This window comes from Bacillus bruguierae, from assembly GCF_037104725.1.
Classification (GTDB): Bacteria; Bacillota; Bacilli; order Bacillales; family Bacillaceae_G; genus Bacillus_A; species Bacillus_A bruguierae.
The window spans coordinates 79,255-105,568 of sequence record NZ_JBAWSX010000012.1; the positions used below are offsets into that span (position 1 = coordinate 79,255).

Annotated in this window: 33 protein-coding genes, 2 pseudogenes and 1 riboswitch; of the genes and pseudogenes, 20 read left to right on the forward strand and 15 right to left on the reverse strand. The window is 36.1% G+C overall.

Features of this window, described 5'->3' with window-relative positions; all coding sequences use genetic code 11:
• Nucleotides 1-545: 545 nt before the first annotated feature.
• From WAZ07_RS18490 to WAZ07_RS18500, 3 genes are read left to right on the forward strand one after another with little or no spacing between them, the layout of a single operon-like run.
• Nucleotides 546-1,436, forward strand: coding sequence for a substrate-binding domain-containing protein (locus WAZ07_RS18490; RefSeq protein WP_336473613.1), 891 nt, complete (start codon nucleotides 546-548; stop codon nucleotides 1,434-1,436).
• Nucleotides 1,433-2,896: a sensor histidine kinase gene (locus WAZ07_RS18495; protein WP_090916626.1), complete on the forward strand. Its 1,464-nt coding sequence runs from the start codon at nucleotides 1,433-1,435 to the stop codon at nucleotides 2,894-2,896. Before WAZ07_RS18490 ends, WAZ07_RS18495 begins: the two co-directional genes overlap by 4 nt.
• Nucleotides 2,865-3,515, forward strand: a complete 651-nt coding sequence (locus WAZ07_RS18500) for a response regulator transcription factor (protein WP_336473614.1) — start codon at nucleotides 2,865-2,867, stop codon at nucleotides 3,513-3,515. The genes WAZ07_RS18495 and WAZ07_RS18500 overlap by 32 nt, the downstream gene beginning before the upstream one ends.
• Nucleotides 3,516-3,587: 72 nt before the next feature.
• Here WAZ07_RS18500 and WAZ07_RS18505 read toward each other — a convergent pair whose 3' ends face one another.
• The 3 genes from WAZ07_RS18505 to WAZ07_RS18515 form a co-directional block, all read right to left on the reverse strand.
• Nucleotides 3,588-4,550 carry a sugar phosphate isomerase/epimerase family protein gene (locus tag WAZ07_RS18505; protein WP_336473615.1) on the reverse strand — a complete coding sequence of 321 codons (963 nt, stop codon included), beginning with the start codon at nucleotides 4,548-4,550 and terminating at the stop codon, nucleotides 3,588-3,590.
• 36 nt (nucleotides 4,551-4,586) lie between these two features.
• A complete protein-coding gene (locus tag WAZ07_RS18510; protein WP_336473616.1) occupies nucleotides 4,587-5,882 on the reverse strand; it encodes an MFS transporter in 1,296 nt (431 codons plus the stop codon).
• 334 nt (nucleotides 5,883-6,216) lie between these two features.
• Nucleotides 6,217-6,591, reverse strand: coding sequence for a RidA family protein (locus WAZ07_RS18515; RefSeq protein WP_336473617.1), 375 nt, complete (start codon nucleotides 6,589-6,591; stop codon nucleotides 6,217-6,219).
• Between the two features lie 396 nt (nucleotides 6,592-6,987).
• Here WAZ07_RS18515 and WAZ07_RS18520 point away from each other — a divergent pair, with 396 nt between their 5' ends.
• Nucleotides 6,988-7,659 (forward strand): helix-turn-helix transcriptional regulator, encoded by a 672-nt coding sequence (locus tag WAZ07_RS18520; RefSeq protein ID WP_336473618.1) that lies wholly within the window; start codon nucleotides 6,988-6,990, stop codon nucleotides 7,657-7,659.
• Nucleotides 7,660-7,829: 170 nt separating this feature from the next.
• Here WAZ07_RS18520 and thiT read toward each other — a convergent pair whose 3' ends face one another.
• Nucleotides 7,830-8,399 carry an energy-coupled thiamine transporter ThiT gene (thiT, locus tag WAZ07_RS18525; RefSeq protein WP_336473619.1) on the reverse strand — a complete coding sequence of 190 codons (570 nt, stop codon included), beginning with the start codon at nucleotides 8,397-8,399 and terminating at the stop codon, nucleotides 7,830-7,832.
• A gap of 86 nt (nucleotides 8,400-8,485) precedes the next feature.
• Nucleotides 8,486-8,587, reverse strand: a riboswitch (TPP riboswitch).
• A 204-nt stretch (nucleotides 8,588-8,791) separates the two neighbouring features.
• Here thiT and WAZ07_RS18530 point away from each other — a divergent pair.
• Genes WAZ07_RS18530 through WAZ07_RS18540 form a run of 3 tightly spaced genes read left to right on the forward strand, consistent with a single transcriptional unit; the run spans nucleotide 8,792 to nucleotide 11,188 of the window.
• Nucleotides 8,792-9,019 carry a FeoA family protein gene (locus tag WAZ07_RS18530; RefSeq protein ID WP_336473620.1) on the forward strand — a complete coding sequence of 76 codons (228 nt, stop codon included), beginning with the start codon at nucleotides 8,792-8,794 and terminating at the stop codon, nucleotides 9,017-9,019.
• Complete coding sequence (feoB, locus tag WAZ07_RS18535; protein WP_336473621.1) at nucleotides 9,016-11,004, forward strand: ferrous iron transport protein B; 1,989 nt, start codon at nucleotides 9,016-9,018, stop codon at nucleotides 11,002-11,004. The genes WAZ07_RS18530 and feoB overlap by 4 nt, the downstream gene beginning before the upstream one ends.
• Nucleotides 11,005-11,020: 16 nt before the next feature.
• Entirely contained in the window at nucleotides 11,021-11,188 is a 168-nt protein-coding gene (locus WAZ07_RS18540; RefSeq protein WP_139207685.1) for a FeoB-associated Cys-rich membrane protein, read from the forward strand.
• Between the two features lie 40 nt (nucleotides 11,189-11,228).
• On the opposite strand, the pseudogene WAZ07_RS18545 reads toward WAZ07_RS18540, so the two are convergent.
• Nucleotides 11,229-11,519: pseudogene (locus WAZ07_RS18545) on the reverse strand (lipoprotein BA_5634 family protein); the annotation flags it as partial.
• A gap of 356 nt (nucleotides 11,520-11,875) precedes the next feature.
• Between WAZ07_RS18545 and WAZ07_RS18550 the strand changes: the two are divergent.
• From WAZ07_RS18550 to WAZ07_RS18565, 4 genes are all read left to right on the forward strand, one after another.
• Complete coding sequence (locus WAZ07_RS18550) at nucleotides 11,876-12,541, forward strand: PspA/IM30 family protein (RefSeq protein ID WP_090916613.1); 666 nt, start codon at nucleotides 11,876-11,878, stop codon at nucleotides 12,539-12,541.
• A gap of 281 nt (nucleotides 12,542-12,822) precedes the next feature.
• The gene (locus WAZ07_RS18555; protein WP_336473622.1) at nucleotides 12,823-13,227 is read left to right on the forward strand and encodes a DUF350 domain-containing protein; all 405 of its coding nucleotides are present in this window, start codon (nucleotides 12,823-12,825) and stop codon (nucleotides 13,225-13,227) included.
• A 22-nt stretch (nucleotides 13,228-13,249) separates the two neighbouring features.
• Nucleotides 13,250-13,756: a DUF4178 domain-containing protein gene (locus WAZ07_RS18560; RefSeq protein WP_336473623.1), complete on the forward strand. Its 507-nt coding sequence runs from the start codon at nucleotides 13,250-13,252 to the stop codon at nucleotides 13,754-13,756.
• 14 nt (nucleotides 13,757-13,770) lie between these two features.
• Nucleotides 13,771-14,580 carry a DUF4247 domain-containing protein gene (locus tag WAZ07_RS18565; RefSeq protein WP_090916607.1) on the forward strand — a complete coding sequence of 270 codons (810 nt, stop codon included), beginning with the start codon at nucleotides 13,771-13,773 and terminating at the stop codon, nucleotides 14,578-14,580.
• A gap of 50 nt (nucleotides 14,581-14,630) precedes the next feature.
• Here the strand turns inward: WAZ07_RS18565 and WAZ07_RS18570 are convergent.
• The 3 genes and pseudogenes from WAZ07_RS18570 to WAZ07_RS18580 form a co-directional block, all read right to left on the reverse strand.
• Nucleotides 14,631-14,768: pseudogene (locus WAZ07_RS18570) on the reverse strand (YdcF family protein); the annotation flags it as partial.
• Nucleotides 14,769-14,800: 32 nt separating this feature from the next.
• Nucleotides 14,801-15,829 carry a cytochrome d ubiquinol oxidase subunit II gene (gene cydB / locus WAZ07_RS18575; protein ID WP_336473624.1) on the reverse strand — a complete coding sequence of 343 codons (1,029 nt, stop codon included), beginning with the start codon at nucleotides 15,827-15,829 and terminating at the stop codon, nucleotides 14,801-14,803.
• Nucleotides 15,819-17,165 (reverse strand): cytochrome ubiquinol oxidase subunit I, encoded by a 1,347-nt coding sequence (locus tag WAZ07_RS18580; RefSeq protein WP_336473625.1) that lies wholly within the window; start codon nucleotides 17,163-17,165, stop codon nucleotides 15,819-15,821. The genes cydB and WAZ07_RS18580 overlap by 11 nt, the downstream gene beginning before the upstream one ends.
• Nucleotides 17,166-17,384: 219 nt before the next feature.
• Between WAZ07_RS18580 and WAZ07_RS18585 the strand changes: the two genes are divergently transcribed.
• The gene (locus WAZ07_RS18585; RefSeq protein WP_336473626.1) at nucleotides 17,385-17,948 is read left to right on the forward strand and encodes a beta-class carbonic anhydrase; all 564 of its coding nucleotides are present in this window, start codon (nucleotides 17,385-17,387) and stop codon (nucleotides 17,946-17,948) included.
• On the opposite strand, the gene yidD is transcribed toward WAZ07_RS18585, so the two are convergent.
• Complete coding sequence (gene yidD / locus WAZ07_RS18590) at nucleotides 17,945-18,175, reverse strand: membrane protein insertion efficiency factor YidD (RefSeq protein WP_020061405.1); 231 nt, start codon at nucleotides 18,173-18,175, stop codon at nucleotides 17,945-17,947. The genes WAZ07_RS18585 and yidD overlap by 4 nt on opposite strands.
• Before the next feature lie 129 nt (nucleotides 18,176-18,304).
• Here yidD and luxS point away from each other — a divergent pair, with 129 nt between their 5' ends.
• On the forward strand, nucleotides 18,305-18,778 hold the full coding sequence (gene luxS, locus WAZ07_RS18595) for an S-ribosylhomocysteine lyase LuxS (RefSeq protein WP_090916597.1): 474 nt from the start codon (nucleotides 18,305-18,307) through the stop codon (nucleotides 18,776-18,778).
• A 91-nt stretch (nucleotides 18,779-18,869) separates the two neighbouring features.
• Here luxS and WAZ07_RS26300 read toward each other — a convergent pair whose 3' ends face one another.
• Genes WAZ07_RS26300 through ytzI form a run of 3 tightly spaced genes read right to left on the reverse strand, consistent with a single transcriptional unit; the run spans nucleotide 18,870 to nucleotide 19,537 of the window.
• Nucleotides 18,870-19,100 carry a YczI family protein gene (locus tag WAZ07_RS26300; protein WP_396549073.1) on the reverse strand — a complete coding sequence of 77 codons (231 nt, stop codon included), beginning with the start codon at nucleotides 19,098-19,100 and terminating at the stop codon, nucleotides 18,870-18,872.
• 52 nt (nucleotides 19,101-19,152) lie between these two features.
• Nucleotides 19,153-19,386, reverse strand: a complete 234-nt coding sequence (locus WAZ07_RS18600; protein WP_336473627.1) for a DUF3953 domain-containing protein — start codon at nucleotides 19,384-19,386, stop codon at nucleotides 19,153-19,155.
• A gap of 1 nt (nucleotide 19,387) precedes the next feature.
• On the reverse strand, nucleotides 19,388-19,537 hold the full coding sequence (gene ytzI, locus WAZ07_RS18605) for a YtzI protein (RefSeq protein ID WP_090916591.1): 150 nt from the start codon (nucleotides 19,535-19,537) through the stop codon (nucleotides 19,388-19,390).
• Between the two features lie 109 nt (nucleotides 19,538-19,646).
• Between ytzI and WAZ07_RS18610 the strand changes: the two genes are divergently transcribed.
• The 5 genes from WAZ07_RS18610 to WAZ07_RS18630 all read left to right on the forward strand — a co-directional run bounded on the left by WAZ07_RS18610 (nucleotide 19,647) and on the right by WAZ07_RS18630 (nucleotide 23,020).
• Nucleotides 19,647-19,961: a hydrolase gene (locus WAZ07_RS18610; RefSeq protein ID WP_336473628.1), complete on the forward strand. Its 315-nt coding sequence runs from the start codon at nucleotides 19,647-19,649 to the stop codon at nucleotides 19,959-19,961.
• An 81-nt stretch (nucleotides 19,962-20,042) separates the two neighbouring features.
• Nucleotides 20,043-20,522, forward strand: coding sequence for an RNA deprotection pyrophosphohydrolase (gene ytkD, locus WAZ07_RS18615; RefSeq protein ID WP_090916587.1), 480 nt, complete (start codon nucleotides 20,043-20,045; stop codon nucleotides 20,520-20,522).
• 320 nt (nucleotides 20,523-20,842) lie between these two features.
• The gene (locus tag WAZ07_RS18620; protein ID WP_336473629.1) at nucleotides 20,843-21,928 is read left to right on the forward strand and encodes a recombinase family protein; all 1,086 of its coding nucleotides are present in this window, start codon (nucleotides 20,843-20,845) and stop codon (nucleotides 21,926-21,928) included.
• A gap of 53 nt (nucleotides 21,929-21,981) precedes the next feature.
• Nucleotides 21,982-22,347, forward strand: coding sequence for a hypothetical protein (locus WAZ07_RS18625; RefSeq protein ID WP_336473630.1), 366 nt, complete (start codon nucleotides 21,982-21,984; stop codon nucleotides 22,345-22,347).
• A 274-nt stretch (nucleotides 22,348-22,621) separates the two neighbouring features.
• Nucleotides 22,622-23,020, forward strand: coding sequence for an RDD family protein (locus WAZ07_RS18630; RefSeq protein ID WP_336473631.1), 399 nt, complete (start codon nucleotides 22,622-22,624; stop codon nucleotides 23,018-23,020).
• Between the two features lie 22 nt (nucleotides 23,021-23,042).
• Here WAZ07_RS18630 and WAZ07_RS18635 read toward each other — a convergent pair whose 3' ends face one another.
• The 3 genes from WAZ07_RS18635 to WAZ07_RS18645 are packed head-to-tail and all read right to left on the reverse strand — an operon-like array spanning nucleotide 23,043 to nucleotide 25,619.
• Entirely contained in the window at nucleotides 23,043-23,849 is an 807-nt protein-coding gene (locus WAZ07_RS18635; RefSeq protein WP_336473632.1) for an ABC transporter permease, read from the reverse strand.
• Nucleotides 23,842-24,606 (reverse strand): ABC transporter ATP-binding protein, encoded by a 765-nt coding sequence (locus WAZ07_RS18640; protein ID WP_336473633.1) that lies wholly within the window; start codon nucleotides 24,604-24,606, stop codon nucleotides 23,842-23,844. The genes WAZ07_RS18635 and WAZ07_RS18640 overlap by 8 nt, the downstream gene beginning before the upstream one ends.
• A gap of 11 nt (nucleotides 24,607-24,617) precedes the next feature.
• The gene (locus WAZ07_RS18645; RefSeq protein WP_336473634.1) at nucleotides 24,618-25,619 is read right to left on the reverse strand and encodes an ABC transporter substrate-binding protein; all 1,002 of its coding nucleotides are present in this window, start codon (nucleotides 25,617-25,619) and stop codon (nucleotides 24,618-24,620) included.
• 140 nt (nucleotides 25,620-25,759) lie between these two features.
• Here WAZ07_RS18645 and WAZ07_RS18650 point away from each other — a divergent pair, with 140 nt between their 5' ends.
• Both WAZ07_RS18650 and WAZ07_RS18655 read left to right on the forward strand, forming a co-directional pair.
• Nucleotides 25,760-25,987, forward strand: coding sequence for a hypothetical protein (locus WAZ07_RS18650; protein ID WP_336473635.1), 228 nt, complete (start codon nucleotides 25,760-25,762; stop codon nucleotides 25,985-25,987).
• 71 nt (nucleotides 25,988-26,058) lie between these two features.
• A complete protein-coding gene (locus WAZ07_RS18655; protein WP_170857732.1) occupies nucleotides 26,059-26,232 on the forward strand; it encodes a hypothetical protein in 174 nt (57 codons plus the stop codon).
• Nucleotides 26,233-26,314: the final 82 nt, after the last annotated feature.

A 26,314-nucleotide genomic window follows, 5' to 3' on the forward strand; every position in this document is an offset into this window, starting at 1 on the left:
TTCGGTAAACTATCAGTAAATATCTGATTTTATGTAAGATAAAATAGTAGGGTCTTTCAGAAATTATCTTACAAACAATATTCATACCTATATAAATCTGTTTTCATTTTCCAACATATAAGTCGGTGGTATGCAGAACAAAGTATGCCCGCTACTTGCATTCTCCCTTTGTTTTAACCTATGCATGTGGGTAGGGAAAGGACCTTCATTCTATGCATGGACAGATGCTCCGCCTTCCTAAAAAGAAAATGGTCGTTTTTTATTTGTATGTATATAATTTCTGTCACAACTCTGACATGAAAAGTAGTGTTGTATACAATCTTCCATAGATTTCGCGGATCGTTCTGAAGTAATATATAAATATAAATTTCAAAAACCTTGAATCAAGCAGGATTCGGTAAATCGGATTCAATTAGGGTAGTTTCACATAATACATAAAGTGAAACGTCCATCAGTGGGGGAAGCTTCATTTCCCGCTGATGGAAAGCTCTCACCAATCGGGTTTTTACGGGCAGTTATTCCTGCCTGCAAGAATGGAGGAAAGTATGATAAATTGGTTGAGGCTTTTTTTAATATTACTTATTACTATACTTACAATAGGATGTCAGCATGAGCGTTCAAGCCCTCAAATTTTTTTCTCCGAATCTGATACCATGCCTGTTGGTTCACAAGACGACAAGCCCTCACCTGTACGGATCGCAATTTCAAGTGTGTTATCAAAGGCTGATACAATTATGTACTATAGGAAAATAGCTAACTATATTGGAGAGAAGCTCCATAGACCCGTAATTCTAATTCAGCGCAAGAGTTATAATGAGATTAGTATGTTGATGATAAATGGAGGTGCCGATATAGCCATCCTTTCAACAGGAGCATATATTACCTACAGACATGTTGAAGGGCTCGAAGCAATTGCCATGCAAGAGCGAATGGGGGTTCCATATTATTATGGTTATGTCGTCGTACACCGGAAAAATGAAATATCCAGTATAAATGATTTGAGAGGGAGAGACGTTGCTTTTACCGATCCAACCAGTTATTCCGGATATATTTTTGTGAGGAAAAAATTAGCTGAATTAAGTGAAACGCCAGAACATTTCTTTGGTCGTTATGTTTTTACATATAATCATGAAAGCTCACTAAACGCTGTGATAAATGGGGTTGTTGATGCTGCAGCTGTTGATAGTTTAGTCTTTGAGCGCACCAAACTTAAAAATCCAGAACAGATTAAGGATTTGAAAATCATTGCAAAAACAGAACCGATTGGTACTGGTCCTGTTGTCATCAACAGTAATTTACCTGATGAAGAGAAGCGAATTATCAAAGAAAGTTTCATTTCTATGCATGAACAAGAAATAATAAAACCAGCATTTCATGGATTGTTCATTGATCGCTTTGTTCCATTTGAACCAAAGCTATATGAGGGTCACCTATGAAATGGATGAATAAATTACAAATAAACCAGAAGATATTTGGAGCTATACTCGTTTCGTTACTCTTTCTCGCTCTAGTATTGGGATGTATCATTTGGGAATCACTCACAAAAATCATGACAGAGGATTTAAAAAAACGTGGGATGAATATTGCCGAAAATATTGCGGCATTGTCCTCGGATTATGTTTTGACTGACGACTACTATTCGATTCATCTTCTCATTACCCGGGCACAGGAAGCTAACAAAGATGTTCGTTATATACTGGTCATTAACAATAATAATGTTCTTGTCGGAAATACATTCTCCAAACACCTACCGAAAGGAATATTAAACGCACATAAGCCTGATGGTATCAATACCGAAAATTACGCTATTCTAACTTCAGATGAAGGAAATATCCATGACATACTTGTTCCAATCGAAGAAGGAGATGTAGGATTTGTTAGAGTGGGAATGGCAGAGAAACAGGCGAAAAGCTATATTTTTACTAAAATAATAGAATTGGTTTTTGCTACATTTTTGGTCTGTATGGGAGCGGCAGGTATAGCTTATTATGTGACTCGTATTATTACTCGACCAATCAATAGTTTAGTTGATACAGCAGCAGGCATATCGGCCGGTAATTTATCTTTAAGGGCTAAAGCAGTGGGGGATGATGAAGTTGGAAAACTAGCACGGGCTTTTAATGAAATGGCCGACAATCTGATTAGTTCCAGCACTGCAGTAGAAAAATTATTGAAGGAACTTCAAGAAAAGGACGCCCTTCGAGATACGTTGATTTTGAAACTATTATCCGCGCATGAGGAGGAGAGAAAAAGAATTTCTCGTGAACTTCATGATGAAACAAGCCAAGCCCTTACTTTTCTAATGGTTACAATGCGCATTTTGGCTAATGAAGCTAAAGATGCCGAGCAACAAGAATTGCTTAATGCAAGCCGAGAGACAGCAGCCGGTATTTTACGAGAAATTAGAGATTTAGCGGTAGAATTAAGGCCACCCATCCTTGATGATATGGGGTTAATTCCCGCATTAAGAAAATATGTAAGAAAGTTTGAAGAAAAATTTGCCCTTACAGTAATTCTACATGTTCCTGATGATGACGCCTTCGTCATAGATAGTCATACTGCTGTAGCACTATATCGAATCGTTCAAGAAAGTCTTACTAATGTAGTGAAACATACAGTAGCAACTGAGGTTGTGATTAACATGGAGATAAGGGATTGTTCTATCGAGTTAAATATTCATGATAACGGTCACGGTATAAATGAGAATGATTTTGAAAAAGCTCGCCAGCAAAATCGAATCGGAATATATGGAATGAAGGAAAGAGCAGAATTATTAGGTGGTTCATTTTTTATCAGAACTCACAATATCGGTGGAACTGAAGTTATGGTGTCGATCCCATTAAAACAGAGAGAAGGGTGTCAAGATGGAAAAGACAATCAGCATAATGCTAGTTGATGACCACGCTTTAATGAGAGCGGGTTTAAAACTACTATTACAAAAAAGGCCATCTTTAAAAGTTATAGGTGAAGCCTCTGATGGATTTGAAGCACTCCGACTTTACGTCGATTTAAGGCCCGATATTCTGATATTAGATATATCTTTGCCACGCGTAGATGGAATTCAGGTTCTAACAGAGGTTAAATTACGTTATGAACAAGCAAAAGTCATAGTGCTTACCATGCATGAAGATGAGGATTATATAACATTAATCATGAACGCGGGAGCTTCAGGTTATGTCCCTAAAGCAGCTGTAGATGAAGAATTATACAATGCTATTGATTCCGTTATGGACGGGTACATATACCTTCGTCCAAAGGAAATTTCAACTATGCTAAAAAAAATACAAAACGAAACAGATTCTCGAAATCCGTATGTAATTTTGAGTCCACGTGAACGAGAGGTATTGCAACTTCTTGTTCAAGGTTTTTCAATGTCTGAAATTGCTCGAGAATTAACGATCAGTATAAAAACGGTTGATACTCATAAGACGAGAATGTTGAACAAACTTAATCTTTCTAAAAAAAGTGAACTTGTTCAATATGCTATAAAGTATAATTTAATAAACATGATATAGCGGGATAATGTTTGTTATAAAGTAAAACTTCCATCAGTGGTTTTTTTCATCTCCACTGATGGAAGTTTCATGTTATCTACAATATTTTTCTCTTAAAGCTAGTATATAGTCTACAGATTGTTGAACACCTTTTTCTTGATCTTCAAGCATTTGTTCTAATAGATGTTCAGGTGGATAATAGTAATCTGCTGTCTTCAGAACATTTAAGTCATATGGAGGATTTTCTACTTTGAATGCTCCCGTGCCGACTTCATATACGCCTCCAGTTCCTTTTGGACGTTTAAATGGAGCTACATATGGAAAACACATTTCTACATTGATTCTTGTTAGTGTTGATTCATTCACTAATATTTTAAAGCATTCTTCTAAGTCAATATTTCCAGTTCCTGCTGGGACCCCACAAACTATATGATCTTCACCGTCATGAATGACAATATGATCTTTAAAATGAGTTGTGTAGGCATACGGAGCTAACTTTCTTACTGCTTCAACTGGATCTTCCCATGCCATCATTCCATTTCCTAAATCACAATGTGCTCCAACCCAAGGGCTATTCACTTCTTCAATAATTTTAATTACTTCAGCTGTTGTTTCTTCTTCGTGGTTTTCAACACCAAGTTTAATTCGATATTTTTTTAATAATGGCACGACTTGTTTAAGTTCTTCAGGAGCTTTAGCCATCTTTTCGGCATCGTATTCACCTACACAAACGTAAGTCCGGATAACATCTGCACCAATTTGATTTGCAATGTCGATTACTTTTGTTAAATGCTCTATGTCTGTACCTCTTGTATCAATTTCAGCATATAAACCATATTTTTGAATTTCATCTCGAACCTTTTTCAAGTGATCAGGCTCGTTCCCGCCAAGCACTCCCCACTCTGGATGTAAATGTTTGTCTGCCGCATTTGTAATAATATTAATTTGTACTCCATCCAATCCGAGTTCAGCAGTTTTTCTTATAAAGTCAAAAATATCCATACGTTTGTTGTGAAAGAATAAATGATAGCTTTCTGTTTCTAATCCAATTTTCATGATAATCTCACCTTTCCTATCTCCATATTATTAATCTCATGCTTCATTTAAAATTGAACTTTCCTCATTTATTTGTAATTCTTTTTTCTTTTTGACAATTCGAACTAAATAACTACTAATAATTAGACCAAGTACGGAAAAAGCAATCATTGTTAAAAATACATGTTTATAACCAGCCATTCCTGGTGCTCTATCTAACATGTTTCCGTATAGAGAGAATGCAAACATCGAAGGTGAATATCCTATTAAACAAGCAATGGAAACAGATGCACCACTGATTTCTCTTGGGATTCCCACCTCATCAATAGGGGCAAAAAATACTGCTCTTTGAGTAAAAATAATTGTGCCAAAACTAAGTGTAAAGATCATTCCAGTATATACATTCATCGTCTCGTGAGGTAAGAAGATAAAAATAGTCATTCCAATAATTGCGACTATAAAAGCAAGTCTCAAATATTTAGATGGAGACTTAAATTTTTTATCAGCTAAGAACCCTCCTAGCGGACCACCAACCATTTTTATAGCGTATTGATTGATAATTCCATAAGCGCCTACTAGTGCAACAGGCATACCATAGATATCTTTTAAAAACGGAATAAAATATGTTAAACCTATATAGACGGAATAAACAGAGAATATAGTAAATGCTACGGCCCATACTTCAGGCATCTTTAATGCTTGTAGAGCGCCGTCAAGTGCAGCTTTACTTTTATTAATTTTATTACCTTGTTCATCAGTATCTATTATTTCATCGTCTTCTACTAAGAAATAAGAAATGATGCCAATAAAAATTGCTGCTGCTGCAAGGAAAATAATTGCACCTCTAAAGCCAGCTTCTCCTGATCCTAACCAACTAAAAATTGCAAGGGCACCAAAAGCGATAACTGTATCAACCACGCCTCTTCCTGCTTCAAGGAACCCGAACACTCTACCTTGTTCATCTTTATCTCCTAATAACCTTACAGCTTTAATTAACGCAGGCCAATAAGCAGTCTCTGCAAATAAAGCGAAAACAATCCAAACGGTTAAAACGCCATAATAACCAGGAAATGTTGTTAAATACAACCCTGATATTCCAACACCAATTAAGCTGAACGGTATGATTTTCTTCTTGGAAAACCTGTCTACTATGTACATCGATGCGATATAACCAAATGCTTGGATAATTCCATAAACTGATAAGATTACACCTATTTGAGTATGAGATAAGTGAAAATATTCCATCATGGGAATATAAAAAGCATCTTTTAAAAACGGAAGTTTAAAAATTGTTCCTCCACCTAAAATCAGTACGACAAGTGCAAACCACTTATTTTTTTTTGGAGTATCCATCCTTTTCCCCCCCTCAGAGGTTAATTTTTTAAAAAGATAACGCTTTCATAAAACTTAAAGTTTGTCACTCCATCACTATAAAGATTAAGTATTTTAATCGTTTAATAATAAGGGAATGTTATCTGATTTTTCCTATTTAATTTTTCTGCATGAAAACTTTATAAAGTTGCAATCATTCTTTTCCTCTTCAGAGATTGATTTTTTATAAAAGATAGCGCTTTCATAAAGGTTGGAAATTTATCACTCCATTACTATAAAGATTAAGTATTTTAATCGTTTAATAGTAAGGGAATGTTATCTCATTTTTCCTATTCAATTTTTCAGTATGAAAACTTTATAAAGTTGCAATAACTTCGATCTCAACAAGTGCATCTTTTGGTAATCGTGCGATTTGAATGGCACTTCGAGCAGGGAAATTTTCTGTAAAGTAAGTAGTGTAAACTTCATTCATTTGTGCAAAATGATTCATATCTTTTAAAAATACGGTTGTTTTAACAACTTTACTTAAATCGCTGCCTGCTTCTTCTAGGATGGCTTTTACATTCTCTAATGATAGTGTTGTTTGCTCTTTAATTGTTTCAGGCATTTCTCCAGTTTTAGGGTCAATCGGCAGTTGTCCAGAAGTAAAGATAAAATTACCAGCTTTCATCGCTTGTGAATAAGGACCGATTGCACCAGGTGCATGTTGAGTAGAAATAACCGCATTCATCTAAAAAACCCCCTGTGATAATAATTTTTTTTTATTATAATAATTTTTTAACACAAGTTTATTTTAACGTGGTCTTTTTCTTATTTCAATACATATTTTAAAAAAAGTTAAAAAATAATAAAAAATTATCATTGATATAATAATTTTTTATTGATAAATTTGTACTATAGACAGGAAAAATAAAGAAAAATTGGGAATAATTCATCTTGTTATCTTCAAGGAAGGATTGTGTAGTAATATAGTAATGGTTAAAGTTTTTAAGCCAGCTTTCTTTATGTCTTTTTAATAGATATAGGAGGTTATGTTTTTTGTGTTGTATACTATAAAAGGAAGAAAGCAAAGTGTTGATACGAAATTTTATACTTTCTTCTTATCTTAAAAAGAGGTGCGATATCAATGGGAAATAAAGAAAAGTTAAAGCGGTATATTCCTCTTGTTCATTTCATTGCAGAAGTAATTGGAGAAAATTGTGAAGTTGTTTTGCATGATGTTACGAATCCAGACGAATCTATAATAGAAGCTGTGAACGGACACCTTAGTGGAAGAAAAGTTGGTGGCCATTTAACAGATTTAGCTTTAAAGTTTATACAAGAAAAGAAATATATAGATAGACATTTTATTTCCAATTACAAAGGAAACTCAAAAAATAATCAAACGTTTCGTTCGTCAAGTTATTTTATTAAAGATGAAAACGACAGCATAATTGGAATGCTGTGTGTAAACATTGATATTAGTAATATGATAAAAGCAAGAGACTGGTTAGACGGTATAATTATGAGTAATACTAGCATGAATGAAGAGGAAGAGAAGGTTCATCCTAATCTTGAATTAGACCTTTCTGAGAACTTAGAAGAAAATCTGGATAGTCTTCTTTCATCACTTATTACAGGAGTTTTATTAGAATGCAAAGTTCCGCCTGAGAGAATGTCTCCTGATGAAAAAATGGAAGTGATAAAAAAACTTAATGATAAAGGGGTATTTTTACTTAAAGGCGGCGTAAGTGAAGTAGCTAAGCATTTAAAAGCATCAGAAGCAACTATCTATCGGTATTTAAACAAGGTAAAGTAAATGTGCCATTTACTTTACCTTGTTTTGTCCTATTAAGCGATCTAACTTAAAAAGGCTAAAATCAGCAGGGCTTATTATGCAAATTTATACCTCTTATTTAATTAGGGTTTTATAAAATACAATAACATTATAAGGTAAATCGATAGTTTGTATTGCTCTTTTTTCTAGGCTTAAGCGCGTTTCGTAAATAAGCGCGGTGCTGTTGTAAATAAAGCGACAAGTAAAGCCGCACATAATGCGAAAGAACCAATCATTGTAATACCGTTAAAGATAAAGGAATATAAAACAGCCGATTGTCCTTTTGGTGCATATTGTCCAAAGAAAATAAAGCCGGCAATGAAGTGCCAAAAATAACGAGCTAGGCTGCCAATAAACGCAGCGATAATGACATACATGATTGCTTTTGCTTTTTGTTTATTGACAATTGCTTGTTGAATTGGTGCATGAAATAAGCCGGCAAAACCAATAAAAGCAAAGGCGACGAAGTACTCAATAAACGCTTGCACCGGCGTAAAAATAGATGCATCCGCTGCGACAATTTGTAATAATCCCCAAACGAGACCACTTAAGAAACTTGCTTTAAATCCCCAACGGTAAGCAATAATAAAAATTGGAATCATAGCAAATGAGATAGAACCGCCTGTTGGAAGTTTAATAGAGAGCGGCAAAATGTCGATGACTAATGCAAATGCTGCGAGAATCGCTGCCTCTATCATTGCTTGTAAATTTGTGTTACGCATGTGAAAATCCCCCTACATCCAAGTTACAAAAGAAGAATCATGATCATAGGGGGATGAAGATATACAAATTGTAAAACACTACTTATGTATATACGTCTGCACAATTCCTACGTTAGCATTAACTAACAGGTTCAAAGGGTCGGAACAAAATGTTCCCTCTCAGCAACGCGGCTCCCCCTGTGACAACGAGATTCTTAGATTGTTAGTTTCATTGTAATGAAGTTAGAAAAGAATGGCAAACAAATTGTACATAACTTTGTTTCGTAACATAAAAACGCTGGAATTGTACGAAAATAGTAATAAATTCACATAGAATTGTATAGTCTTTACCAAAAAAAACATGATATAATTTTTTTGATAATAATTATCGTTATCTTTTGGGGGAATAATTTATGAACTTAGTTGATATGAGTATAGATGAAAAAGTACGTGTAAAAGATTTACAATCTCTTGATACATTATTAAAACGCCGCTTGGCTTCATTTGGATTTTCTGAAGGGTGTGAGCTTTGTGTAAAACAAAAGGCAATGTTTAATGGTCCGTGTACATTAGAATGTCGTGGGCAATTAATTTCTATTCGTCATTGTGATGCGAAAATGATAAAGGTGGAATTAGCGTGAACAAGGTTGCTTTACTAGGAAATCCGAATACGGGAAAAACATCATTGTTTAATGCGCTTACCGGTTCTTATGAATATGTTGGAAACTGGAGCGGAGTAACGGTAGAAAAAAAGGTTGGTAAGTTAAAAGGTAAGCAAGGAATGTTAATAGACTTACCAGGTATATACGATTTAAATCCTGTATCCCGTGATGAAGGGGTTGTTACGCAATTTTTATTAACAGAAGAATTTCACCATATGTTAAATATTGTAGACTCCTCTCAATTTGAACGTAATATGCATTTAACATTGCAATTATTAGAGTTTGGAAAACCACTTTCTATCGGTTTAAATATGATTGATGTGGCAAAACAACGCGGGATTACGATTGATGTCAAGAAGTTAGCTGAAATATTAGGTGTAACAGTTATTCCTGTTATAGCAAGAAGTGGGAAAGGTTGCGAGGAATTATTAGCTACTCTTCATGAAAGCGATAAGGCGGAGCAGAAACCGTTTATTCTTTCATACGGTAAAGCGGTAGAGACAGGAATCCAGCGAGTTATGGATAAATTGCAGCAGGAAAATGATGAGCATGCAAGGTGGCTTGCGCTGCAATTTTTAGGAAATAACGAAGTGGTAGAGAAAGAACTCGCCAAGTCGCATGTATATAATGAACTTGTAGCAATTCGCTCTGCATTAGAAGCAGAATTAGATGTTACGCTAGAGCAGCACATATACGGAGTACGTGCAGCGTATATTGAAAAGCTGAAAACAAGTGTGATTCGTCAAGAAAAAGAAGGAAGCATTCCTTTTTCGGAAAGAATTGATAAATTAATTACGCATAAAATTTTGGGACTTCCGATCTTTTTAGGAATCATGTTTTTAATTTTTCAGGTTACGTTTTCGTGGATTGGAACACCTTTATCTGATCAATTTGATGCATTTGTCGGCGGTCCATTTACGGATTGGGTAACAGCAGGACTTACGAATATTGGTGCGTCTGATTTCATTCGAGCACTCATTACAGATGGAATCATTGCAGGTGTTGGTGCGGTATTAGTATTCGTTCCGCAAATTTTCGCATTGTTCTTCTTCATTTCATTGCTAGAAGATTCCGGATATATGGCGCGTATTGCCGTTGTAATGGATCGTATTATGGAGTTTTTTGGACTAAACGGAAAAGCGTTTATTCCTATGATTATCGGTTTTGGCTGTAATGTACCAGGCGTTATGGCAGCGAGAACGATTGAACAGGAAAAAGAGAGGCTGCTTACGATTTTAGTGACACCGTTTATGTCATGTTCAGCCCGTTTACCTGTATATGCATTATTTGCAGGGGTCTTTTTCCCACATAGTCAAGCGATTGTTGTATTTTCTTTATATCTTATTGGTATTATCCTTGCATTACTTGTTACAAAAATTATGTCTGTTACAGTTTTAAAAGAAGAGAAGTCTATTTTTGTAATTGAACTTCCACCTTACCGTGTGCCGCAAGCAAAAACGTTATGGCGCAGTACGTGGGAAAAAGGAAAAGGATTTGTACGCAAGGCAGGTACATTTATCTTTGGTGGTTCTGTTGTGATTTGGTTATTAAACTATGCTGGGCCATCTGGGTTCGGTGTAGATATGGGTGATAGTTTCTTAGCAATGATTGGCGGATTATTTGCTCCAATTCTTGCACCGCTTGGTTTTGGAACATGGCAAGCAGCTGCATCTCTGTTAACAGGATTTTTAGCAAAAGAAGTTGTTGTTTCTACAATGGCAATTATTTATTCTGTGAAAGAAGATGTATTAGGAAACGTAATCGGTACGCATTTTACAACATTATCAGCATATGCGTTTATGTTCTTCATTTTATTATACGTACCATGTTTAGCAACAGTTGCGGTTATTCGCCGCGAAACAGGATCTGTAAAGTGGACGATTTTCTCTGTTGTGTATCCGCTTGTTGTTGCATACGTATTAACACTAGTTATATACCAAGTTGGATCCATGCTCGGATTCTAAAAGGAGATGTATCATAATGATAGTCAATATCGTAATTGGAGCTGTCATTTTTGGATATGCAGGATATACGTTAATTAACTTTGTAAAGAGAAGTAAAAAAGGGAAATGTGCAGCATGTTCCTTAAATAAATCGTGCCAGTCAAAAACTTGTATTCCTGATATGGAGCAAGTCGTGAATAAGTAGAAAAAAAGCTTTGCGAATTTCGCAAAGCTTTTTTTGGGGATTACTTTTTGATCTTAACAAGTTGTACAGCTTCTGTTTCTTTAGTAGTATCTTGGATTTTATCTTTAGGGTCCTTATCAAATTTCAGTACACCTACAGATTTCTCTTCACCATTTACTTTTCCATATGCAGCATCATCAACGATTGCAAACATATCTGCATAAGAACGAGCGTCACCGATGATTGTGTTGCCTTCATATTTTAATTTCGTTCCATCAATTGTCGCATTTTCTACTGTTTCTTTTGCAAATAATACACCTTGATCCGCTGTTACAGTTGGTAATTTATCAAGTGTTTATGTTTTAACCTCAGCTTTTGATTTCATTTTATAAGAATAATGTTCTTCAAACTATCGACTTAGCTTACATTAAGATTACAATGATGTAATTTAGTGAAAAGAGTTTAAAATGTGATAAAAGGGAGAGGATTTGGAGGAAATCAAAAGTAAGTGTATAGTATGTAGAAATGTTGTAATGGGAATGTCATATTATTGCTTGTATATTTAAAAAACAAGATGTAAGTGCATTTTATTTTTGATATAATGTACACATAGGTTTAAAGTGTGAATATTCTTACTGTAAAGGAAGATTTTTGGGTTTTCCAAGTACTGAATTTGAAATATGAAGCAATTTATTAGGAGGAATTAGAATGTCTGTATTTAAGCGCTTAAGAGATTTAACGATGTCAAATGTGTATGCATTAATTGAAAAAGCAGAAGATCCAGTTAAAATGACAGATCAGTATTTACGTGATATGCAAGAGGATGTACAAGAAGCGGAGAAAAGCGTAGCAGCACAAATTGCGCTTGAGAAAAAGTTTAAATTATTGTTTGAAGAGCAAGAAGCACTTGTAAAGAAACGTGAAGAACAAGCGCATATGGCTGTTCAAGCAAATAACATTGATCTTGCACGTCGTGCTTTAGAAGAAAAACAAAATGCAGAACAAAAAATGAATGAATATAAAGCAAGCTATGAGCAAAATAAAGCGGCTGCTGATAATCTTCGTGCGAAATTAGAGGAAATGCGTAAGCAATTAACAGAGTTAAGAAATAAACGTGAAACGCTTGTAGCGCGTGTGAACGCAGCAAAAGCACAAAAGAATATTAATCAGGCAATGTCTGGTTTTGATGCGAATACAGCAAAAGCAGGTTTAAGCCGTATGGAAGAAAAAGCTCTTCAATTAGAAGCTGAAGCAGAAGCGAGCGGAGAAATTTATAAAAAAGAAAAGTCATTAGATGAAGAATTTGCGAGTTTAAACAAAAACTCAGCTGTAGATGATGAATTAGCTCGTATTATGAAGCAGTATGAAAAATAATCTATATAAATACAAGTTGAAAAACTGACATAAAAAAAGCTTTCCTTTTAAGGCGGACGAGAGCAACTGCCCGTGCGTAGAAGCGGTCAGGGCCTTTTCCTGCCACGTGTAAAGTTTAAAACAAAAGGAAAAGGCAAGAGCAGGTCATGCTGTATGCTGCATAGCAGCGATGTATGTGTGAGGAATTTACAATGGATTTATAGAAAATAGGCAAGAGAACCGACATGTCATAGAAGGAAATCATGTCGGTTTTCTATTATTTTTTCAGAGGTGGTTTTTTAATGACAGGGATGAATATTTTAGCCATGCTTGTATGGACAGGCGCAAGCGCTATTCTTTTATTTCTATTGATGTGGATTGATTCATTTTTTACTAAATATAAAGATTTAGAAGAAATTAAAAAAGGGAATATGGCGGTTACGACACGCTTTGCTATGAAGTTGTTTGCACAAGGGTATATTTTATCGCAATCGATTACGAAATCAAACGATTTATGGCAAGCTTTACTTGCATCAGCAGTATCTTTTGTAATTTTATTATTTGTAGAAATGTTTGTTGAACTTATTTTGCGAAAAACAGTTCATTTAGATTTAGATGAGGGGACGAAGCAAGGATATGTGGCGCATGCTCTCTTAGCTGGTTCGTTACATATTGTCGGTGCCCTTATTTTAGCAGCATGTCTATAACGAGAAAAGGATGGGTAGGTCAATGAGCTTATTTAAACGTATTAAAAATATAATAAAAAGTCCGGAACCTGCTAAACCTGAGAAAACGGTACTCACGTTAGCACCTGGTGACATGATTGAAGTTTCATTAGTAATGTATGAAGTGATTGGAAAAACAAGCATGCACTCTCGAAATGAAATTGTTTTAACATTGCGAGATGGGAGAACCATTCGGTATTTAAAAATTGAAAATCGCGAAAACACTTATTATAAGCTGTATGCACCTATTGATGGACGGTTAGATTCTATCAATGAGGTTCCAACGACAATTGAAATGGACGATATAGGATATCATATGGAAGAGCAATATAATGGGCGTGTTGTTGTCATGGGGAAAACACCATTTGCAGCATCTGATGAACAATACGTATGGGAGTTCCAATCTGATAATCGAAAGCTGCTTCGTATTGAGTGGCAAGATGGACGTACAATGATGTATGAGGGAGAATCGATTCTTTCAGCTGATGTACAAATTATAAGAGCAACGTAAGGGGGGACGTAATCATGTCAAACCGATTGTTTTCCATGATTAAATCGTTTGCAATCCCTATACTTGCCATTGTTATGTTACTTGTAATTGCAGGTTTTGCCTTATCGGGATGCCAAAATGGAAAGTCGATTCAAGACCGTTACCCGTTAGAATCAGTTGCGAAAGACGGTAAGCAAGAATCTTATGTGTATCGAGCTGCTAATCAGACAGTTCCTCAAGTTGCAAAAGAATTAATGAATGAACAGGAACCAAAACAAGCGTCTAAAGAAGACGAAAATCAAATGTTCCTTGTGTATTCTGACAAAATTTATAATCTTCAAAAGGATAAAGAGAAACCGTCGGATACATTAATTGAAATCAGTAATAAAGAATTTGTTCGTCAAAATTATCAACCATCTTTCTTACAAGGGTATCTGTTAGCGAGTATACTAGACGATATATTTGATTCGCGGAAATCGTATCACGGAGATTACCGCGGGTATACAGATAGACAAAATCATAAACCGGTTATTACGCAACGACCACCGACAAAAGAAGAGAAGAAAACACCGCCGCCAATTACAAAGCAAGGTAAAGGCTCTATTATTAAAAGAAGTGATAAAGTAGAACAAAAACCATCTGTAGGTGATACGGGAAGTATTACGGAAAAAGGCACTCAGACTGTTCCGCCTTCTACGGAGAATAAAGGGAAAATTATAAAATCACCAGGTGGTTCTAGTGAATCCGATGTGCAGCCGAAATCATCGATAAAAAGCCCACCGAAAAATACATCACCTCCGAAAACAAAAGTTGGCGGTTCGGGGAAAGTTACGAAAAGAAGGTAAAGAAAAAAGCGCAAGAAGCATACCATTGCTTCTTGCGCTTTTCTTATGTGTTAGGAGAATAGAAAACTAATCGCTGAAAGGAGTACAGAGAATCCTAAGATAACTCCTACAACCTTAATATGACGTTTACGACCCATGACAACAATCGCAATATATTCTCGAATCATCGCGTTTGGCCAATCAGAAAAACCATCCCCGGATAGAGGATGGTTCATAATTTTTAGTGATACCCTTTTGCAGAGTCTTTATGAATTTTCTCTTTAAAGATTGTGTAGCTCCATAATTGATAGCCAATAACGATTGGTACCATTACCATTGCGACAAAGAACATAATTTTTAAGTTTAATTCACTACCAGCTGCTTGGAATAATGTTGTGCTGTATGCATCATTAATACGAGATGGCAGCATTCTTGGGTACATACCAGCAAAACCAGTTGCCATAAACGTAGCGATTGTTAAGCAAACAAATGTGAAGGCTAAGCCAATTTTACGTTTGAACACCATTGTCATTGCGATAACACTTAGTAACATCGCAAGTGCTGGAATTAAGAATAGTACAGGATATTCCGTAAAGTTTTGGAATAAGTTTGTACGATTTGCTGTTGCAACGTAGAAGATAGCTAGAATGATTGCTGCTGCCATTGAAAATGGTTTCGCAATTTTATAAGCACGATCTGATACTTCACCAGTCGTTTTAATCATAATCCAAAGAGCACCGGATACGACGAAGATTGCCGTGAAGAACAGGCCGCCTAAAATGCCGTAAGGGTGTAATAAGCTAAGTAAATTTCCTTCATAGCCATGTTTACCGATTTGTAGTCCGTAGTAAAGGTTAGCGAATGTAACGCCGAATAAGAAAGCAATTAAGAAACTGCCAACGGTATATGTCCATTTACAAACAGTTTGCCAAACTGGTGAATCATCTTTATGCATGAATTCTAGTCCTGCTGCACGGGCAAACAGAGCGAGTAATACTAAGAATAACGGTGTGTATAAGTAACTGAACATGTTTGCATATGTGATTGGGAAAGCAGCGAATGTTGCTCCCCCAGCTGTAATTAACCATACTTCGTTTCCACCCCAGAACGGTCCAATTGCTTCTTGCAGCTGATTGCGTTCTTGGCGATCTTTCGTAACGAATGGGAAAATCATTCCGTTACCAAGTGCATAGCCATCCAGAATAAAGTAAACTGTCCAAATCACACCCCATAAGCCGAACCAAATAATTGCAAGTGTATCATGAGACATGAGCGACACCTCCCTCTGTAGTCTCTTCTAATGCTTCAGGTCCTTTTTTCGCAAATTTTAACATAAGGTATACATCAGCAATTAATAGTAAAGTGTAGAATAATACTAAGCTAATTAAAGAGAACCAAATTTGCGGTACAGAAATTGGTGAAACTGATTCTGCTGTTCGCATTAGTTTGTATACTGTCCAAGGTTGACGTCCCGCTTCTGCAACAATCCAACCAGCGTTAATTGCTACATATGGAAGTAATACAGACCACATTGTAAGTTTTAAGAAACGTTTTGAGTTTTCTAGTTTTCCTTTGCGGCTTAAATAGAAGCCAAACCATGTAAGTGCCATAAAGAATGTGCCAAGTGCAACCATTAAACGGAAGCTATAATAAACAAGATTTACGTTTGGACGCTCGTCCTTCGGAATATCTTTTAAACCGACAATTTTTCCATCAAATGAGTTTGTATAGAAGAAGCTGCCGAGTTTTGGAATTGTTAATGCTTCGAAGTTTTTCTCATTTTTCACATCAGGAATTTGAATAATTGAGAAACCTTTTCCTTCCCCAGTGTCCCAAACAGCTTCCATTGCTGCACCTTTTGCAGGTTGCATTTTCGCTGCGAAAGCACCGGATTCGTGACCGATGAATGGTGTTGCAGTTGCTGCAAATAAACCAAATATTAAACCGAACTTAAATGATTTTTTAAAGAATTCAACGTCATTTTTACGTAGTAAGTGATATGCACTAATTGCCATAACGAAGAATGCACCAACGATATAACAACCAACAACAGTATGGAAGAATATATGCCATGCATATGGATTTGTAACCAGTGCCCAAAAGTCATTTAATTCAGCGCGGCCATTGCGGACTACGTAGCCAACTGGGTTTTGCATGAATCCGTTCGCTGTGATGATCCAAAGTGCGGAAATATTTGTTCCAATTGCGACCATCCACATAGAGAAAGCACGGAACTTTGGTGAAATTTTATCTTTACCGAACAACCAAATTCCCATGAAAGTAGATTCTAAGAAGAAGGCAACAAGTGCTTCTATCGCTAACGGAGATCCGAAAATATCTCCCATATATTTCGAGTACTCAGACCAGTTTGTCCCAAACTGGAATTCCATCGTAATCCCGGTAATGATCCCCATTACGAAGTTAATAGTAAATAACTTACCCCAGAAATTTGCCATTTTTCGATATGTTGGATTTAATGTGCGTGCATATTGCGTTTCCATAAACGCTACTAAAATAACAAGTCCGAGTGTTAACGGTACAAATAAGAAATGATAAAAGATTGTAATTGCAAATTGAAAACGACTCAGTAACAGAACGTCGGACATAATAAAGCTCACTCCCTCTTTTCATTATCTACATTTAGTTTATAGTGAAAAGGTGAGCGAAGTACGATGTAGTTGTTACAGAACTGTGTGGAAATTATGGAAGAATTATGACTGTTGTCTGAAAAATTGTATTCTTAAGATAAAGCAATACATTTCTTGTTTTTTTTGTTCTTTGGTAAACTTGCATTGTAGGTACATAAAGAAAAAGGGGGATTGACTATGAAAGCTCTAGAAGAGATTTTGCAATATAATAAGGAATTTGTTGAAAGTAAAAAATATGAAGAATACGAAACGGGTAAATTTCCAAATAAAAAAATGGTAATTATTTCATGTATGGATACGCGTCTCGTCGAACTATTGCCAAAAGCGATGAACATGCGTAATGGTGATGTGAAAATTATTAAAGTAGCTGGCGCTGTTATTTCACATCCATTTGGAAGTATTATGCGCAGTATTTTAGTTGCGATTTATGAACTTGGTGCAGATGAAGTGTGTGTAATTGGTCACCACGATTGCGGTATGGCAAAAATTCAAGCGAGCAGCACAATTGAAAAGATGAAAGAGCGCGGTGTTTCAGAAGAGAAACTAGACACACTTCGTTATTCTGGAATCGATTTAGAGAAGTTTTTACGTGGATTCTCAAGTGTAGAAGAAAGCGTAGAGCATAGTGTTTCTATACTTCATAATCATCCGCTTATGCCAACAGAAGTTCCTGTACATGGACTTGTTATTCATCCGGACACAGGAAAGTTAGATATTGTTGTGAATGGTTACGAAGGTTAATTCTTTTTTTGTTTCTTCTCTGGGACAGGATCGAATCCCCCTGGATGAAATGGGTGGCATTTCAAAATGCGTTTCACTGTCAGCCAACTTCCCTTTAATGCACCATGAGTTTGAATAGCTTCAAGCCCATAGTGAGAACATGTTGGATGGAAGCGGCACGTCGGCGGTGTCATTGGAGAAATAAACTTTTGGTAAAAGCGGATGATACCGATGAAAATGCGTTTCATAATAAGCTCCTTTCCGGCATATGCTGTAAGTATTATAGCACGGTCTGTACATAATACTTTACTAATTTGTAATTCCGTTATATCATATTGGATATATAGGGATTAAAAATGAAAGCGGGAGAGATGAATATGCCATCAGTAGAAAGCTTTGAATTAGATCATACAATTGTAAAAGCGCCTTATGTAAGACATTGCGGCGTTCATCAAGTAGGCAGCGACGGTATCGTAAATAAATTTGATATTCGTTTTTGCCAACCAAATAAACAAGCGATGAAGCCAGATGTCATTCATACGCTAGAGCACTTATTAGCATTTAACTTACGTAAATATATCGATCGTTATCCACACTTTGATATTATTGACATTTCGCCAATGGGCTGCCAAACAGGATATTATCTTGTCGTAAGCGGTACGCCAACAGTACGCGAAGTCATCGATTTATTAGAGTTAACACTGCAAGACGCAGTGAAAATTACCGAAATTCCTGCGGCAAACGAAACGCAGTGCGGTCAAGCGAAACTTCATGACTTAGAAGGTGCAAAACGCTTAATGAATTTCTGGTTAAGCCAAGATAAAGACGAACTTGAGAAAGTATTTGGATAATATGTGGGAAAGCTGCCTGGGAAAGGCAGCTTTTTTATTAGTAAACGTATGTTTAATTTTGTCGAATCGCCGGTATAAAGTAGTGAGAATATTACCGGAACATTTTTATGAGGGCGACAAAGGATATAAAGATAGCACCACAAATGAGCAAAATCCCCATTAATTTGCGCTGCTCTTTTATCTCAGAAATCCCCCATGTTAAGAAGGTAAGACTTAGGAATATTTGTATATAAAAAAGCAACTGATCTCCTTCATGAGAAAAGGAATAAATAACTAAAATTAAAACAATTGTACTGAATAGAATGCGAAGTACCCTTAGCATCGTAGTCCCCCTTATCACTTTTTGTGGTCGTTGCACTCATATAGTGTTTTGTTTAGCGAAAGAACTGTGAGAGCGGTACATATAACGTAAATGCGCCAGTAAGAAACAGGAAAATCCCAGCAGCTGTTTGTTGTTTTTGAAATTCCGCAATACTAGAAATGAAACACATGAGTCCTAAAGAGATGAGCATATAAGGTAAAATGAATGGAATGTTATCTGTAAAAAATCCGAATGCTCCTAAAAGTAGCGTGATGATGGGAAAAGTAATCCGTAATATTTTGAGCATGTTATTTCTCCTTTACATTTTCTTCTTGATACGGATTATCCTCGACAGAATCTACTGAATGTTTATAGGAATATCCTTTATTAATTGTTAGTACTGAGAGCAATAGCACAACAATGACTACAATGATTGATATAATTAATATCTTCACCATAGAAAGACCTCCTTTTTCTTTATTTTATCATCGCAGATACCTCTCTTTACATATTTTTGTAAAAAATGAAAACAATAGAAAGTAAAGTAGGTGAAAGAAGGGGCGTTCTATGGATAAAAAGACATACTATATTTCAGTTGCAAATGGCGAAATTTCACAAGTGAAAACGGCCAATACATATAGTTTTACGATTGAAGCGACGGATGAGGAAATTTTGAGGCTGCGAGAGTACTTTGATAATGCGTATCGTGAAGATCTTGGGACGTTTGTACGTTCGCATGTGCCGTTTGTAGAATATCATCATGATTCCAATAATGATCGGTATGATGCACAGCTGCAAAAAGCGTATCGAATGATTTACGAGCTTGGGGACAATGAGGCGAAAGAGTTAATTGCACAGATGGGTATTATCGATGGGTTATGATAGGATAAGATTAGTCATACTAGTCAGAATGTGCTACAATTTATGGTAAGAAATTTGTAACCATCAATAGGGGAGTAGGGCATGTACACATTTAAAGATTACTATCATAACACTGTACAATTATCGTTTGAACGTTACCCATTTTCTCCTGAGCCAAAGCATGTGTGGGTTGTGTGCCGGTACGGGGATCAATGGTTATTAACCCATCATTTGCGCCGTGGTCTTGAATTTCCAGGTGGAAAGGTAGAAGAGGGAGAAACACCGGAAGAAGCAGCAGCTCGTGAAGTTCACGAAGAAACGGGCGGTATTGTGTCGAGTTTAACGTATATCGGACAATATAAAGTATCCGGAAAAGACAAAATAATCATTAAAAACATTTATTTCGCAACAATTAGTGCCGTAGAACAACATACGCACTATGAAGAAACGAAGGGATCTGTATTATTAACACATATTCCAGAGGACATTAAAGAAAATAGACGCTTCAGTTTCATTATGCGTGATGACGTACTAGCGCGCACAATGCAGCATATAGAAGAAATCGGCTGTTTTACAAAGTAGAGCAACCGATTTCTTTTTTATTTTACAGAAGTAGGTCTGTTAGTACGGGATAAACAGTTGCAGCGAACGACGTCGTCTATAAATCCATTTCATTTTTTCGACATATAAGCCGCTGCTATGTAGCATTTCTCCTTTTGTTTTAAACCTCACATGTGGCAGAAAAAAATCTGACCACTTCTATGTATGGCCAGATCCTCTCGCCCACCCTAAAAAGAAAAGGTTTTTATCAACTTGTATGTATATAGTTGATTCGTATTATTGTATCTTTTGCCAAAATTGATTATGATTTCAATGACATAATAGAGTGCAAGGAGGACGTTATGAGGAAACACTATATTCATTTTTTATTTTTGCTCCTATTTATTTGCATAATTAGTAGCTGTAGTAAAGCAAATAATGTTGTAAAAGAAGTATGTAAAACAAAGGAAGAGTGTTTAAAAACCGGGGATGCATTCCTTAGTAAGATTAATAAAAACATGCAGGGAATCTCTGAACTAGAAACATATACAGAAGTAGAAAATAAAGACGAAATAACAGCGTACGAAGAACAAAGAAAAGATGACGAACGTTACTTCTTTTTAGCATCTTATTATATTGATAACAATGAATTAGTAGATCCGTATTTTGAAAAGCTAGATAAAAAAAGATTACAGAAAGTTTTTGCTGATGATAAAGAGGCGAGGGAAGAAATTAGCGCATTTCATGAAGACACGGATTATCACCAAATATTATGGGATATGTACAGTGTTTTAATTCCAGCAAAATATAGAGAGAATATAAAGGAATTTGATATTGTATCGGATGGATATGATAATGTCGTTGCTCATGTGATGCAAAATGAAGATAATCCTGAGGACTGGATATTAAGCTTAGATGCACTAGATTCCAGCATTAATATAAACGAAGTGGTGAAAACGTTAATTCATGAAACTGCTCACGTTGTAACGTTAAACAAAACGCAAATCCCTGTAGATAAAAAGTATGTAAAAGCCGTTACAGAAGAAAAAGATATCTCCGCATATGAATCGAAATGTACGACGCTGTTTTTAACAGAAGGCTGCACAAAGAAAGAGTCGTATGTGAATCAATTTTATGAGCAGTTTTGGAAACCGCTTGAAAGTGAATGGAAAGAGAAGAAAGTAGAAACAGATATAGAAGCGCAAATGCAGTTTTTTGAAGAGCATGAAGACAAATTTGTTTCTGAATATGCAACAACGAACGTCGCAGAAGATATTGCCGATACATTTACAGCATTCATTTTACAAGATTCTCACAAGGTGAAAGAATCAAAAGAAGTAAAGTATCAAAAAATTGCTTTCTTTTATCAATTCCCAGAGCTTGTGAAGATGAGAGCGGAAGTGTTAGCAGGGTTACAGGAAATTTCTGAGGAAGTGGAAGAAGCGTAGAATGAAAAAATGAGATAAAGTCATGATATAAAGAGGGTGAGAATGCATCAGTTATGAATAATAGTGTAACGAATCTATTAAAAAATAAATTTATTTTAATAGTATTTATATTAATCATATCTTTTCATTGGACTAATTTGGGAATATTTTTGTTAACTATATTTGGTGTTTCTATGTTTTTAGACGCTCCAAACGCTGAGTTTCCACCTATAGTAATGTTACAGCTATATCCTCCTTTGATTGGTTTCTTATGTTTATTTATATCTATTCTTTTCTGTTATTTTTATCAAAAGTTTGCCCCAGAATCGCAATGGAAAAAGCAAATAGTTCAAGGGATTTTTCTTGTTTTTGCACTTATCATTCCTGCATGCTTAGGTGCATTTAAAATACCACTTGTGGGAATGTTAATGAAATGGTAATGAGTGAGTATCTCTGTTGATTTGATGTGGAAAAAGCAAATTATCCTAATTAATTAATAATAAGGAAAAAAACGTAAAATTATCCCTAAATCTGTTATACTGTAATATAGTAAAGGTTTGTAGTTTTAAGACTTTGCGAAAAAATGTTTTGTATAAGTGTTGTTGTTTATTAAGTGATTTTTAAGAACACATTTTTAAGTCGATCTTATTGGGTTTAAGACAATTTATAATATATTGCTAAACTAGAATGTACAAGAGAAAAGGAGAGTATAATATGGATCAACAATCAGCGGGGTTTTGGAGAAGGCTTGGGGCTAACATTTTGGATGCACTTATATTTCTTCCGTTTTATTTGATTTTCAGGCTTCTAAACATGTCCGAAGATATAGTAGAGGGGACATTGAATATTTTAGAAGTGTTATATACCCTAATTGTTCCTGTCGTATGGATAGGGTATACGGTGGGTAAGAAAGCTGTAGGAGTTCGAATTGTACGTATTGATGGACAGGAAATTACGATTTGGACTACGTTAAAACGTTACCTATTAGCTGGAATGGTATATGGAATTACGCTTGGAATTGCTATTATCGTAAGTGCATTTATGGTGGCACTGCGAGAAGATAAACGTTCTATTCACGATTTCATTGCAGGAACACAAGTTATTCATGGCTAATAAGAAAAGCAACCTAGTTAACTTAGGTTGCTTTTTTCGTGTGCGTAATGAACTTTTCAAATGCTGCGACAAGCACATACATAAGCGTGGCGAGAATACATGTAAGAAGGACACTCAGCAAGACGAGTGTAAAGTTAAAGACTTGAAAACCGTAGCTAATTAAATAGCCGAGCCCTTCTTTTGAAATGAGCAGTTCACCGAAAATAACCCCGACCCAAGAGAGACCGACATTTACTTTTAATGTGGAAATAATTGCTGGGAACGATGCTGGTAAAATCACTTGTTTATAGCATTGCCATTTGTTTGCGCCAAAGGTTTGCATGACTTTCAAATAATTGGCGTCTACTTCTTGAAAAGCGCTATAAATGACAAGGATTGTAACGATGATGGAAATGATAACACCCATCGCTACGGCAGATGAAATATTTGGCCCGAAGATGACGATAATAATGGGTCCGAGCGCTACTTTTGGCATTGCGTTTAAGACGACAAGGTACGGATCGAGTACACGAGCAATGAATGGGCTCCACCATAAAAAGGTTGCGATGCACGTACCGAGAAGTGTTCCAAGGATAAAACCGAGACACGTTTCAAGGAGCGTTGTATATATGTGCGGCCAAAGGGAATGATCTTGCCATTTTGTGATGAGTAAATGAAAGATGCTAGAAGGTGAGCTAAATAGTAATGGATCAATCCACTCGTTTCGGCTAGCGATTTCCCATAATGCGAAAAAGAGAATGAGCATGAGCAGCTGCAATGTTCGAACGGCAAATGTCCGCTTCGTTTCACGTTTTTGAAAGTCTTGATGAAATTCTTTTATCTTATCCAAGTCGTTCCAACTCCTTCCATATTATCTGGAAGAATGAAGGGAAATCACGGTGCTGACGTGCTTCAAACGGCGAGAGGGAGCGAATGGTTTCTGGAACCGAAAACACTTTGGCAATGCGACCTGGCTTTGCTTGTAACAAGTAAATGCGATCGCTCATCGCAATTGCCTCTTCAATGTCATGTGTAACGAGGAGCGATGTTTTCTTATATTCTTTTAAAATAGAAAAAACGAGTTCTTCTAATTTTAATTTTGTTTGATAATCAAGTGCAGAGAACGGTTCGTCTAGTAATAATATTTTCGGGTTTGTTACAAGCGTCCGGACGAGAGCAGCGCGCTGGCGCATTCCGCCTGATAACTCACGTGGATATTGCTTCTCAACACCTTGCAGGCCAACTTGTTCTAATAGTTGCAAGGCATGTTGCTTCGTCTTTGAAGATAATGTTTTCGTAATCTGTAAGCCGACGAAGACATTATCTTCAATTGTTTTCCACGGAAACAAGTAATCTTGCTGGAGCATATAACCGATGGAGGACGTTGGTTTTGTGATGCATTCACCATCTAGAAAGACACTCCCTTTCATTGGCTTCAGTAAGCCTGAAATGATAGAAAGTAATGTAGTTTTGCCGCAGCCGCTTGGACCGAGGAAGGAGATAAATTCTCCTTCCTCGATTGTTAAGGAAATATTCGATAAAACGAGGCTGGCATTTTCTTTTGAGAAGAAGCAATGAGATACGTTAGAAAGCTGGAGAAGGTTCATTGTCTGCTCCACTATTTCTTAATAACGCTTTCTGCAATGGATGTGTTTACTAACTCTTTATGTTGCACTTCTTTCGGTAATTCGCCAGCTTCTTTCATAATGCTTTGTAGTTGTTTCCATTCTGCCTCGTCTAACAATGGATTCGTTGCGTATGAATGTTGTTGTTTATAACGATCAATGACTTTTACCATAATATCTTTTGACGTATCTTTAAAGCGTGGTTCAACAGCTTTTGTAATTTCTTCTGGGCTATGTGTATCGACCCATTGCTGTGCTTTATAAATAGCACGTGTAAATTTTTCGGCAACCCTTTTATCTTTCTTTAAGAAGCTTTCTTTTGCCATAAAGGTTGTATACGGAACAGTTCCAGATTCAACGCCAAAGGAAGCAACGATATAACCTTTCCCTTCTTTCTCGAAAATGCTAGCAGTCGGTTCAAAGAGCTGTACGAAATCACCAGTGCCAGACGCAAAGGCATTCGCGATATTCGCAAATTCGATATTTTGAATTAAATTTGTATCTTTGTGCGGGTCAATTCCATGCTTTTTCAGTACGTATTCCCCAACCATTTGTGGCATCCCGCCTTTACGCTGACCGAGGAAAGTTGCGCCTTTCACATCATTCCAGTTAAAAGAATCCAACTTTTTGCGAGAAACGAGAAATGTTCCATCTGTTTGTGTTAATTGTGCAAAGTTAATTGCCGGATCTTTTGCCCCTTGCGCATGAACATAAATAGACGTTTCTGAACCGACAAGCGCGATATCAATGCCATTTGATAATAAAGCTGTCATCGTTTTATCGCCGCCAGCAGTTGTTTGCAGATCAACTTCGAGTCCTTCATCTTTAAAAAATCCTTTTTCCATCGCGACATATAACGGAGCATAAAATAATGAATGTGTCACCTCACCAACGCGCACTTTCTCTACCTTTGCACTTTCTTCTTTTTTATTACATGCAATAAATGTAAAGGCAGTAAGAAAAACAATTAAAAAACACGCTAGAATTTTTCGCAATGTATGACACCTCCCAAAATACATTTACTTTAATGTATGTGGGTAAATGCCTATATGTGAGTGGACAGAGGAGGAATTTTTTGAAATAGGAAAGAAGTGAAAGGTAAGAGGGAGCTAACAAAGAAATAAGGAGGATTTCTATGATTGATTTTCTTTTTTTCTTTTTAATATTGGCTACCGGTTTCACAGTACTACAATTTCTGATTCATAGGTATGCAATGAAAAGCATTCAAAAGTATAAGGAAGGAAATTTTATTCATACGTTGTTAGAGATGCATGTGAAGAAGGGACCAAGATTAGATTTCAGTGATTATTCACTCATTTTTATCGTGTGTGTACTGTGGAAATTTTGGATTTTTTTGTCATAAAAATGAAAGTGTCACTTTGTTAAAAGAGATAAAGGAAATGTACACGGAAAAGAAGAGAAGAGGTATATAACATGAACGCAAAAGTCAAAGAAGCAATGCAGTATTTTAGAGGAAAAGAAGAAAGCTGTGTAAAGCTCTCTAGCGGATTTCAAAATGAAGTATATGAATATACATTGCAAGATTTACAGTACCGGATTGAACGTGAAATTCCATATACAAATGTAGACTTTTTGACGTTTGTTTAAGAAGTGTTTTTTTTTAACCCTGTTTAGTAGCAGGGTTCTTTTTGTGCATAAAAAAATACAGCAATCGTTACAATAAAGTACA